Consider the following 10,427-nt stretch of genomic DNA (forward strand, 5'->3'; position numbering starts at 1 on the left):
GATCGAGATCGACCCCATGATCACCCACACCCTGCCGCTCGACCGCATCAACGAAGGCTTCGACCTGATGCGCAAAGGCGAAAGCGTCCGGGGCGTCGTCATCTACTAGGCGGCGGTCCAGCGAACGGAATCGATAGGAACGAGGAGCACGGCAGGAGGAGAACCATAGGGCGGCAACCGCGGGCAGGCCTGAGCCCGCAGGAGGTTGCAGACGCGGCGAGGAGGCGCCGTTCGTCCGCGCAAGTGACTGACGACCGAACAGGACCCAGGGAGGTACCAAGGTGAGAAGATCACTGCTGTTGTCCGCTGCCGTGCTGGCAGTCGGAGCCATCCCCGTGAGCGCCAACGAGGCGCTGATGGAGATGATGAACGACCCCGGACAGTGGGTCATCCAGACCGGCGACTACGCCAATACCCGATTCTCCGAGCTCGACCAGATCACCCGCGAGAACGTGGGCGACCTGGAGGTCGCGTGGATGTTCTCGACGGGCGTGCTGCGCGGGCACGAGGGCGGGCCCCTCGTCGTCGGCGACATGATGTACCTGACCACGCCCTTCCCGAACACGGTCTATGCGCTGGATCTGGCCAACGAGGGCCGGATCGCCTGGCGCTACGAGCCGCAGCAGGACCCGAACGTCATCGCGGTGATGTGCTGCGACACGATCAACCGCGGCGTGGCCTATGCCAACGACACGATCTTCCTGCATCAGGCCGACACCACGCTGGTGGCGCTGGACGCCATGACCGGCGAGGTGAAGTGGAGCGTCAAGAACGGCGACGCGGCGAACGGCGAGACCAACACCGCGACCGTCATGCCGGTCAAGGACATGGTGATCGTCGGCATCTCGGGCGGCGAATATGGCGTGCGCGGCCATGTGACCGCCTATGACATGGCCACCGGCGAGCAGCGCTGGCGGGCCTATTCGACCGGGCCCGACGAGGAGATGCTCGTCGATCCGCAGGCGACGACCGTGCTGGGCGAGCCCATCGGCGAGAACTCCTCGATCGAGAGCTGGGAAGGCGACCAGTGGCAGATCGGCGGCGGCACGACCTGGGGCTGGTACAGCTACGATCCCGAGCTGGACCTGATCTACTACGGCACCGGCAACCCCGGCACCTGGAACCCGTCGCAGCGCCCGGGCGACAACAAGTGGTCCATGACCATCATGGCCCGCGACCCGGACGACGGCATGGCCAAGTGGTTCTACCAGAAGACGCCCCACGACGAGTGGGACTATGACGGCGTGAACGAGAACATCCTGGTCGATCAGGAGATCGACGGGCAGATGCGCAAGCTTCTCGTCAACTTCGACCGCAACGGCTTTGCCTATACGATGGACCGCGAGACCGGCGAGCTTCTTGTCGCCGAGAAGTACGACCCGGCGGTGAACTGGGCGACCGAGGTGGTCATGGACCCCGAGTCCGACCAGTTCGGCCGGCCGCAGGTGGTGGCGGACTTCTCGACCCGTCAGCAGGGCGAGGACACCAACACCGAGGGCATCTGCCCCGCGGCGCTGGGGACCAAGGACCAGCAGCCGGCGGCCTTCTCGCCGCAGACGGGGCTGTTTTACGTGCCGACGAACCACGTCTGCATGGACTACGAGCCGTTCCGGGTGAGCTACACCGCGGGCCAGCCCTTCGTGGGGGCGACGCTCTCGATGTATCCGGCCCCCGACAGCCATGGCGGCATGGGCAACTTCATCGCCTGGGACGCGCGCACGGGCGAGATCAAGTGGTCGCTGCCCGAGCAGTTCTCGGTCTGGTCGGGCGCGCTGGCCACGGCGGGGAACGTCGTATTCTACGGCACGCTCGAAGGCCACCTCAAGGCGGTGGACGCCGAGACAGGCGAGGAGCTCTACCGCTTCAAGACCCCCTCGGGGATCATCGGCAACGTCACCACCTACGAGCATGACGGCAAGCAGTACGTGGCCGTCCTGTCGGGCGTGGGCGGCTGGGCCGGGATCGGGCTCGCGGCCGGGCTGACCAACCCGAACGAGGGCCTGGGCGCCGTGGGTGGCTATGCCGCGCTCAGCGACTACACGGCGCTGGGCGGGCAGCTCACCGTCTTCGCGCTGCCGGACTGAGCGGCGTCCCTTCGATCCGACGCCGGCGGGGACCAGCCCCGCCGGCCTTCCTCCCCACGACAGGAGTCATCAAGATGCGAATCCCGTTCCGGCCGGGCGCTGTCCTTGCCTTACTGGTGCTGACGGCCTCGGCGGGCTCGGCGCAGGAGGCGGCGCCGTCCGGCGATCCCAACATCGCCGTCGCCTCCGAGGAGAACGGACGGTATTTCACGGCCGACGGCATCCCCACCTACAACATCGCCGAGGACGGCACGGTCGATTGGCTGACCTATTCGGGCTTCCGGCGCTATCACGCGGAATGCCACGTCTGCCATGGACCGGACGGCGAAGGGTCGAGCTATGCGCCCGCGCTGAAGAACTCGGCGGTCCGGATGGACTACTACGACTTCTACGGGGTCGTCGCGGGCGGGCGGCAGAACGTCGGCGCGGGCCACAACAGCGTCATGCCGGCCTTCGGCGACAACTTCAACGTCATGTGCTACCTCGACGACATCTACGTCTACCTGAAGGCGCGCGGCACGGGCGACCTGCCCCGGGGGCGGCCCGCCGATCGCGAGGACAAGTCCGACGCCATCCGGGAGGCCGAGAATGCCTGCCTGGGCACCTGAGGCCGCCGCGATCCTTGGCCTGGGACTGATGGCCGCGACGGCGCAGGCGCAGGTCCCGGACCTCGTGTCCGAGACCGCGTTCCGCGTCTGCTCGGACCCGGCCGCCTATCCCGCCTCGGTGGAGGACGGGACGGGTTACGAGAACCGCATCGCCGAGCTTCTGGCCGAGGCGCTCGGCCGGCCGGTCGAGTACACCTGGTACCCCATGTCCACGGGCTTCATCCGAAACACGCTGGCGGCGGCCGAATGCGACGTGGTGATCGGCTACGCGCAGGGGGACGAGCTGGTCCTGAACACCAATCACTGGATGACCTCGACCCATGTGCTGGTGACGCGCCGGGACGGGCCGCTGGCGGAGGTCGACACGCTGGCGGACCCGAAGCTGCAGGAGGCGCGGATCGGGGTGATCGCGGGCAGCCCGCCGGCCTCGCATCTCGCGCGGGAGGGGCTTCTGGACGACATCCGGTCCTACGAGCTCTTCGCGGACCGGCGGCACAACTCGCCGCCCGACGAGATGCTGGCCGACCTGGAGGCGGGCGAGATCGACCTCGCCGTGATGTGGGGGCCGATCGCGGGGCCGATGGTGAAGCAGCGCCACCCGGACCTCGTAGCCACGCCGCTGCTGCGCGAGGAGCTGCCGCCCCGGCTGTCCTATCGGATCACGATGGGAGTTCGGCAGGGCGAGGACGCCTGGAAGCGGGAGCTGAACTCGCTCATCCGCCGCAACCAGGACCGGATCGACGCCATCCTGCGCGAGGCCGGGGTGCCGATTCTCAACGACATGGGGACCGAGCTGAAGGCGGAGGGATAGGGAAGTGCTGCGCGCCGCCGTCGTCCTGGCCTGCCTGATCGCGCCGTCCGCGCGGGGCGAGGTGGTGCCGGAACCCGTGGGCTATCGGGAGGCGCCCTACCGCGGCGCGACGCCCGACACGCTTTCGGGGGCGACGGTGGTCGCGACGCAGGAGGCCCGGCGTCTCTGGGAGGAGGGCCGGGTCGCCTTCGTCGACGTGCTCCCGCGCGAGGCGCGTCCCGAGGGGCTGCCGGAGGGCACGATCTGGCGCGACCGGCCGCACGACAGCATCCCTGGGGCGGTCTGGCTGCCGAACGTCGGCTATGCCCGGCTGTCCGCGCCGGAGCAGGACTATTTCGAGGCGGGCCTGGCCGCCGTCACGGACGGCGATCCGTCGCGCCCGGTCCTCCTCTTCTGCGAGGCGGAGTGCTGGATGTCCTGGAACGCCGCCAAGCGCGCGCTCGCCATGGGATACCGAGATGTCCACTGGTACCCCGAAGGCATGGACGGATGGACGGAGGCCGGCCTGCCGACCGAGCCGGTCCTGCCGCTGGAGGCGCCGTGACGCCGCGGCGCTCAGTCCTGCGCCGCCTCGGGGCTCTCCTCGGCGAAGACGTGGCGATCGAGGATGTAGCGCCCGCCGCGCAGCCAGGACTCGTCGGTGTTCCCACGGATGTCGACGGCCAGCATCCGCACCAGCCGCTCGGTCCCCACCTCGCGCAGCGCAAGGTTCATGGACAGGATCAGGTTCGAGACCTTCTGCACCTCGCCCACCAGCGCGTAGTCGGCGCCGAGCCGTTCGGCCATGCGCAGGTCGCAGCCGTTGCAGCTCGCCGGGTTGAGGGTGCGCTCCAGCTCCTCGGCCACCGGGGCGAGGTCGACGAGTTCGAAGCCTTCGGCGACGAAGCGGGCGCGGACCGCGTCCTCGAGCAGGGCCAGCCGCGCCACCTCGTCCTCGCGCACGCCGTTGTAGGCGCCCTCGGTCGAGGTGTCGATGAAGTGGAGACCCAGGAAGGCCACGCTGGCGCCGGGTTCGAGCGGATCGAGAGCCAGGGCAGGCGCCGCCAGAAAGGCCATGACTGCAACTGCAAAGGGAGTCTTCATTGCCACGCCCTCTAGGAGACGTGACGAAGGTAGGCCGCCGTTCCGCGCGAGCCAGGGTTCTGGGAGCCGCGCTGGCGGTCCTGCTTGGCGCGCAGGCCGCGGCGGGGCAGGAAGTGGCGGCCGCCGTGATCAGGGTGGACTATCCGTCGCTCCTGCCGATCTCGCGGCTCGATCTGCCCACGGAGGACCTGGGCTTCGCGGGGGCCGAGCTGGCCACGCAGGACAACCTGACCACCGGGCAGTTCCTGGGGCAGGACTACGTCACCCAGACCGTCGCCGTGCCGCCCGAGGAGGCGCAGGCTGCGTTCGACCGGCTGGTGGCCGAGGGCACCCGGATCGTCGTCGTGCAGGCCCGGCGCGAGGAGCTTCTGGCCTTCGCCGACGCCGCGCCGGAGGGGATGCTGCTGCTCAACGCCCGCGCGACCGACGAGGCGCTTCGGAGCGAGGAGTGCCGGGCGAACGTCCTGCACGTCGCGCCCAGCGACCGGATGATGACCGATGCGCTGGCGCAGTTCCTGATCTGGAAGCGCTGGGGGGACTGGTTCCTGATCCACGGCTCGCATCCCGAGGACCGGGCGCTGGCCGAGGCCTATGAGGCGTCGGCCGAGAAGTTCGGGGCCCGCATCCGGGAGACGCGGGAGTTCGCGGACACCGGAGGCGCGCGCGTCGCGGACACGGGCCACGTCCTCGTGCAGCGGCAGATCCCTGTCTTTACTCAGGACGCGCGGCGCCACGACGTGGTCGTCGCGGCGGATGCGAGCGACGTCTTCGCACCCTACCTGCCGTTCCAGACCTGGGACGCGGCGCCCGTGGTCGGCGCGGCGGGCCTGCGGCCGGTGACCTGGCACGCCGCGCACGAGGCCTGGGGTGCCACGCAGATGCAGAACCGCTTCGAGGAGCTGGCGGGTCGCCCGATGCGCGAGGAGGACTACCTGGCCTGGCTCGCGCTGCGGGTCGTGGGCGAATCGGTGACGCGGACGGGATCGGCGGACCCGCAGGCGATCAGGAACTACGCGCTCGGGCCAGACTTCGAGCTGGCGGCGTTCAAGGGGCAGCCGGTGACCTTCCGCGACTGGAACGGCCAGCTTCGGCAGCCGGTCCTGCTCACGGACGGGCGCATCACCGTCAGCGTGTCGCCGCAGGACGGGTTCCTGCACGAGGTCTCGCCGCTCGACACGCTGGGGCTCGACCGGCCCGAGTCGCGATGCACCGCCTTCGGGGGAGGACAGGAATGATCCGAACGACGCTCGCCGCCCTGCTGCTTTCGGCCGCCGCGTGGCCCGCGCAGGCCAACAAGGTCTTCATCAGCAACGAGCGGGGCAACACCGTGACGGTGCTCGACAGCGAGACCTGGGAAGTCATCGCCGAGTTCCCGGCCGGCAACCGCCCGCGCGGCATCACCATCTCGCCCGACGGGACCGAACTTTATGTCTGCGCCTCGGACGACGACACGGTGCGGGTCTTCGATCCGAACACCTACGAGGAGCTGCACACGCTGCCCTCGGGGCCGGACCCCGAGCTGTTCGTGCTGCATCCCTCGGGCAACCCGCTCTACATCGCCAACGAGGACGACAACCTCGTAACGGTCACGGACGTGGAGACGCACCAGATCCTGGCCGAGATCCCGGTGGGGGTGGAGCCCGAGGGGATGGGCATCTCGCCCGACGGCGCGGTGGTAGTGAACACCTCCGAGACGACGAACATGGCGCATTTCATCGACACCCAGACCTTCGAGATCACGCAGAACACGCTGGTGGACCAGCGGCCGCGCTTCGCACAGTTCACCGAGGACGGGTCGCTTCTTTACGTCAGCTCCGAGATCGGGGGGACGGTCAGCGTCATCGACCCCGCGAGCGGCGAGATCCTGCACAAGATCGTCTTCGAGGTGCCGGGGGTCCAGCCGGAGCTTCTCCAGCCGGTGGGCGTGCGGGTCACGCAGGACGGGCGCCGGGTTTTCGTGGCCCTGGGGCCGTCGAACCGGGTGGCCGTGATCGACGGGGAAACCTGGGAGGTGCTGGACTACCTGCTGGTGGGGCAACGGGTCTGGCAGCTCGCCTTCACGCCGGACGAGAAGTTTCTCATCACCACCAACGGCAACTCGAACGACGTGTCGATCATCGACGTCGCCGCGGAGGAGGTCATCCTGTCCGTTCCCGTGGGCCAGCAGCCCTGGGGCGTGGTGGTGGCGCCGGACTGACGGTCTAGGCGGAAAGGCGAATGGCGGAGCGCGGGGGCCGGTGGCATCCTCGCGACAAGCCGGAAAAGGCAAGGGGAGGGGGAGACCACATGACGATCGTTCGGCGCCTGATGGCTGGCCTGGTCGGGATTCTGGCCGGCGCGTCGGCACAGGCCGCGCCGCTCTGCGACGACCTGGGGTTCGCGGGGCTCCTGGCGAGCTGCAACCGAGGCGAGCCCATCGCGCTGACGCTGGCCTCGGGCCAGCCGCTCTTCGCGGGCGAGCAGCCGGTGGAATTGCAGTCGGGGGCCTACTACGAGATCGAGATCACGGCGGACGGGTCGGCGGAGCTGGCGCTGTCGGGAGCGGACTTCTTCCGCTCGATCTGGATCAACGAGATCGTCGTCAACGACATCGAGATCCGGCCGATGGCGGTGGACAGCCTGGAGTTCGATGACGAAGGAACGGCGAGGATGTCCTTCGTCGCCATCCGTCCGGGCACGTTCGCGCTGTCCATCCCGGGCAGCCAGGGAGAGACGCAGCGGGTGGAGTTCGCCATCCGCTGACGGAAAGGGACGCGGCCCCCGCGCGGGCGCCGCGACAAGGGGAGGACGCCCATGACCATCATCCAACGCATCGCGGCCGGCGCGGCTCTGGCCGCGCTCGCGCAGGCCGCCGCCGCGCAGGACCTGCCCACGATCCGCGCGGCGACGCTCGAGTCGGGGACGCTGAACTGGGAGCTGCAGACGATCATCGACCACGACCTCGACGAGGCGAACGGCTTCCAGCTCGAGCTCCTGCGGCTTGCGGACAACGGCGCGACGCGGGTGGCCGTCGAGGGCGATGAGGCCGACGTGGCCGTGGCGGACTGGATCTGGGTCGCGTCGCAAACCGCCGAGGGCCGCGACTATGTGGCCATCCCGTATTCGACCTCGGTCGGCGGGATCGTCGTGAGCGCCGACAGCCCCGCGCAGAGCCTGGAGGACCTGCGGGGCGGCAGCATCGGCATCGCGGGCGGGCCGCTCGACAAGTCGTGGCTGATCCTGCGCGCCTATGCCATGCAGGAGAACGGCTTCGACCTCGCCGCCGAGACGGAGCAGGTCTTCGGGGCGCCGCCGCTGATCTTTAAGTCCGCGATGGACGGCGAGACGGACGCGGCCATCAACTTCTGGCACTTCCTGGCCAAGATGGAGGCCGGGGGCATGCGCGAGCTGATGTCGGTCGCGAAGGCGGCCGAGGCGCTGGGGCTCGACCCCAACACGCCGCTGTTGACCTACTACATGAAGCGCGACTTCGCCGAGGCCAATCCCGAGCTTGTGCAAGGGCTCTATCGCGCCTCGCGGCAGGCCAAGGAGATGCTTCAGGGCGACGAGGCGTGGGAGGGCATCCGGCCCATGATGAACGCGGCGAACGACGCGGAGTTCGAGGCGCTGCGCGAGGGCTTCCGCGCCGGCATTCCCGCTCCGGGCCCGGTCGACACGGCGGCGGCCGGCCGGATGCTGGAGGTCATGGCCGAACTCGGCGGCGAGGAGCTGGTCGGGAAGGCGACGGCGGTGCCCGAAGGGCTGTTCCTCGACGTCGCAAACTGAGATGGACGGGACCGCCGCCGCCCGGCTGACCTCGCTCGCCGGCATCGTCGGCCTTTGGGTGGTGGCGTCCGTCCTGACCGCCGATCCGCTGGTCCTGCCCGCGCCCTGGGCGCTGATCGAGCCCTTGGTGCGGGAGATCGGTTCGGGGGAACTGCCCTATCATCTCTGGCGCACGCTGGTCCGGGTCGCCTGGGCCTTCGTGCTCGCCATGTCGATCGGGGTCGCCATCGGGTACCTGATGGGGACCCGGCCTCGGCTCGACCGGTGGCTCGACCCCTGGCTCGTGGTGTTCCTGAACCTGCCGGCCCTTGTGCTGATCGTGCTGTGCTACCTGTGGATCGGGCTCAACGAGACGGCCGCCATCGCCGCCGTCACGCTCAACAAGATCCCCAACGTGGTCACGGTCGTGCGCGAGGGCGCGCGCGCCCTCGACCCCGAACTGGGCGCGATGGCGCGCGTCTACCGGATGTCGCGGCCGGCGCAGGCGCGGCACGTCGTGCTGCCGCAATTGGCCCCGTATCTGGCCGCAGCGGCGCGGGGCGGGGCGGCGGTGATCTGGAAAATCGTGCTCGTGGTCGAGTTCCTGGGGCGATCCAACGGGATCGGCTTCAAGATCCACATGTACTTCCAACTCTTCGACGTGCGGATGGTGCTGATCTATGCCCTGTCCTTCGTCGTCGTCATGCTGGTGGTCGAGGCGGCGGTCCTTCAGCCCTGGGAAGGCCGCGTCCGTCGGTGGCGCACGGCATGATCCATGTGGACGTGCGGCGGAAGGCCTTCAACGGGCGGGAGATCCTGCGCGACATCCGCCTCGACGTCGCGCCGGGAGAGCGCGTGGCCGTGCTGGGCCCCTCGGGCGTGGGCAAGAGCACGCTGCTGCGGATCGTAGCTGGGGTGGACACCGCCTTTGAGGGCCGGGTCGACCGGCCCGACAACATTGCCATCGTGTTCCAGGAACCGACGCTGCTGCGCTGGCGGACAGTGCTCGCGAACCTCCTGCTCACCCATCGGGGGCTGCGGCCCGAGATGGCGCGGGCCATGCTCGCCCGCGTGGGGCTGGCCGAGAAGACGGAGGACTTTCCGGGTCAGCTTTCGCTGGGCCAGCAGCGGCGCGTGGCGCTGGCCCGCGCCTTCGTCGGGCGGCCGGAGCTCCTGATCCTTGACGAGCCCTTCGTCTCGCTCGACCCCGGCACCGCCGAGGAGATGATCGCGCTGACCGAGGGCCTGATCGCCGAGACGCGTCCCGCCGTGCTGCTGGTGACCCACGAGCCGCGGGAGGCCGAGCGCCTCGGGCAGAGGATTTGTCGCCTGGGCGGCTCGCCCGCGACGCTCGCCTGCTGAGGAGGGCCGGGCCTTGGAGACCCGGCCATCGGGTTACGGAGCTTCGGTGGTCTCGCCGCCGGTGGTCGTCGTGGTGCCGGAAGCGGCGCCGGTGCCCTGGAGCCGCTGCAGCTCGCCCTCGACCGCGGCGGGGTCCCACATCTGCGGCTCCATGGGCTGGGTCTGGGTGGCCATGAAGCCTTCCTCTGCCGGCTCCCCGGGGGCGGGCTCGGCTGCGGCGGAGCCGTCGCTGGCGGGGGCGGCCTGCGGCGCGGCGCCGCTGGGCGGGGCCATGGGATTGGCCAGCGCCAGGAGCTCACCCGCCGGGCCGACGACCACCAGGATCGGCGTTCCGGTCGAGGAGGTGCCCTGAAGAACCACCGCGCCCTCGAGATGCTGGGCGTCGGGGATGCCCACCGTCTGCGCGTTCTGGATCGCGGTGTCGCGCATCTGCTGGTCGCCGCCGGTCCCGGCGTCCTGGGCGGCGGCGGCTCCGGCCATCAGCCCCAAGGCAGCGGCGGCGGTCCATGTCGATCTTGTCATCACAGGTCCTCCCTGTTGCGGGTGCCGAGTGGCAAGCCCGGGCCCCCGGACCCCGTTCCGGCGCGCACGGGCTTGTGAACGCCTGTCCCGGGAAGGACAGAGCGAAGCGAAGGAGGAAAAACGAGGCTACCTGCCGTCCCGACTAGGGCTTGTTGACGTTTGAGGATTCCCTAGCTGGTCGGCGAGTGATTCAAGGTTGCCAAACGGGAGGCG

General features: G+C 69.7%; 12 protein-coding genes. 10 read left to right on the top strand and 2 right to left on the bottom strand.

Annotation, left to right across the window (positions count from 1 at the left end):
• The first annotated feature begins 311 nt into the window (after positions 1 to 311).
• From FHG71_RS22080 to FHG71_RS22095, 4 genes are all read left to right on the top strand, one after another.
• Complete coding sequence (locus tag FHG71_RS22080) at positions 312 to 2,084, top strand: methanol/ethanol family PQQ-dependent dehydrogenase (protein ID WP_425467388.1); 1,773 nt, start codon at positions 312 to 314, stop codon at positions 2,082 to 2,084.
• Between the two features lie 74 nt (positions 2,085 to 2,158).
• A complete protein-coding gene (locus FHG71_RS22085; RefSeq protein ID WP_139083873.1) occupies positions 2,159 to 2,692 on the top strand; it encodes a c-type cytochrome, methanol metabolism-related in 534 nt (177 codons plus the stop codon).
• Positions 2,673 to 3,503, top strand: a complete 831-nt coding sequence (locus FHG71_RS22090; RefSeq protein WP_218014211.1) for a substrate-binding domain-containing protein — start codon at positions 2,673 to 2,675, stop codon at positions 3,501 to 3,503. Before FHG71_RS22085 ends, FHG71_RS22090 begins: the two co-directional genes overlap by 20 nt.
• A 4-nt stretch (positions 3,504 to 3,507) precedes the next feature.
• Positions 3,508 to 4,047 (top strand): PQQ-dependent catabolism-associated CXXCW motif protein, encoded by a 540-nt coding sequence (locus FHG71_RS22095; protein WP_139083875.1) that lies wholly within the window; start codon positions 3,508 to 3,510, stop codon positions 4,045 to 4,047.
• 11 nt (positions 4,048 to 4,058) lie between these two features.
• Here the strand turns inward: FHG71_RS22095 and FHG71_RS22100 are convergent, their stop codons facing one another.
• Positions 4,059 to 4,586 (bottom strand): DUF3280 domain-containing protein, encoded by a 528-nt coding sequence (locus FHG71_RS22100; RefSeq protein WP_139083877.1) that lies wholly within the window; start codon positions 4,584 to 4,586, stop codon positions 4,059 to 4,061.
• 20 nt (positions 4,587 to 4,606) lie between these two features.
• Between FHG71_RS22100 and FHG71_RS22105 the strand changes: the two genes are divergently transcribed.
• The 6 genes from FHG71_RS22105 to FHG71_RS22130 all read left to right on the top strand — a co-directional run bounded on the left by FHG71_RS22105 (position 4,607) and on the right by FHG71_RS22130 (position 9,692).
• On the top strand, positions 4,607 to 5,821 hold the full coding sequence (locus FHG71_RS22105; RefSeq protein WP_425467387.1) for an ABC transporter substrate-binding protein: 1,215 nt from the start codon (positions 4,607 to 4,609) through the stop codon (positions 5,819 to 5,821).
• Entirely contained in the window at positions 5,818 to 6,783 is a 966-nt protein-coding gene (locus FHG71_RS22110) for a YVTN family beta-propeller repeat protein (RefSeq protein WP_139083878.1), read from the top strand. Before FHG71_RS22105 ends, FHG71_RS22110 begins: the two co-directional genes overlap by 4 nt.
• Before the next feature lie 110 nt (positions 6,784 to 6,893).
• Positions 6,894 to 7,328, top strand: coding sequence for a cupredoxin domain-containing protein (locus tag FHG71_RS22115; protein ID WP_176559577.1), 435 nt, complete (start codon positions 6,894 to 6,896; stop codon positions 7,326 to 7,328).
• 51 nt (positions 7,329 to 7,379) lie between these two features.
• On the top strand, positions 7,380 to 8,351 hold the full coding sequence (locus tag FHG71_RS22120) for an ABC transporter substrate-binding protein (protein ID WP_139083881.1): 972 nt from the start codon (positions 7,380 to 7,382) through the stop codon (positions 8,349 to 8,351).
• Position 8,352: 1 nt separating this feature from the next.
• Positions 8,353 to 9,102 (top strand): ABC transporter permease, encoded by a 750-nt coding sequence (locus tag FHG71_RS22125; RefSeq protein ID WP_139083883.1) that lies wholly within the window; start codon positions 8,353 to 8,355, stop codon positions 9,100 to 9,102.
• Positions 9,099 to 9,692, top strand: coding sequence for an ABC transporter ATP-binding protein (locus FHG71_RS22130; protein WP_139083884.1), 594 nt, complete (start codon positions 9,099 to 9,101; stop codon positions 9,690 to 9,692). Before FHG71_RS22125 ends, FHG71_RS22130 begins: the two co-directional genes overlap by 4 nt.
• A gap of 33 nt (positions 9,693 to 9,725) precedes the next feature.
• Here the strand turns inward: FHG71_RS22130 and FHG71_RS22135 are convergent, their stop codons facing one another.
• Positions 9,726 to 10,214, bottom strand: a complete 489-nt coding sequence (locus tag FHG71_RS22135) for a hypothetical protein (RefSeq protein ID WP_139083886.1) — start codon at positions 10,212 to 10,214, stop codon at positions 9,726 to 9,728.
• Between the last annotated feature and the right edge of the window lie 213 nt (positions 10,215 to 10,427).

Source organism: Rubellimicrobium roseum, assembly GCF_006152145.1.
Lineage (GTDB): Bacteria > Pseudomonadota > Alphaproteobacteria > Rhodobacterales > Rhodobacteraceae > Rubellimicrobium > Rubellimicrobium roseum.

Coding starts and splice junctions, on each gene's coding strand:
- FHG71_RS22100 (WP_139083877.1), bottom strand. CDS start 4,586: ATGAAGACTCCCTTTGCAGTTGCAGTCATGGCCTTTCTGGCGGCGCCT.
- FHG71_RS22110 (WP_139083878.1), top strand. CDS start 5,818: ATGATCCGAACGACGCTCGCCGCCCTGCTGCTTTCGGCCGCCGCGTGG.
- FHG71_RS22090 (WP_218014211.1), top strand. CDS start 2,673: ATGCCTGCCTGGGCACCTGAGGCCGCCGCGATCCTTGGCCTGGGACTG.
- FHG71_RS22135 (WP_139083886.1), bottom strand. CDS start 10,214: ATGACAAGATCGACATGGACCGCCGCCGCTGCCTTGGGGCTGATGGCC.
- FHG71_RS22125 (WP_139083883.1), top strand. CDS start 8,353: ATGGACGGGACCGCCGCCGCCCGGCTGACCTCGCTCGCCGGCATCGTC.
- FHG71_RS22120 (WP_139083881.1), top strand. CDS start 7,380: ATGACCATCATCCAACGCATCGCGGCCGGCGCGGCTCTGGCCGCGCTC.
- FHG71_RS22130 (WP_139083884.1), top strand. CDS start 9,099: ATGATCCATGTGGACGTGCGGCGGAAGGCCTTCAACGGGCGGGAGATC.
- FHG71_RS22115 (WP_176559577.1), top strand. CDS start 6,894: ATGGCTGGCCTGGTCGGGATTCTGGCCGGCGCGTCGGCACAGGCCGCG.
- FHG71_RS22085 (WP_139083873.1), top strand. CDS start 2,159: ATGCGAATCCCGTTCCGGCCGGGCGCTGTCCTTGCCTTACTGGTGCTG.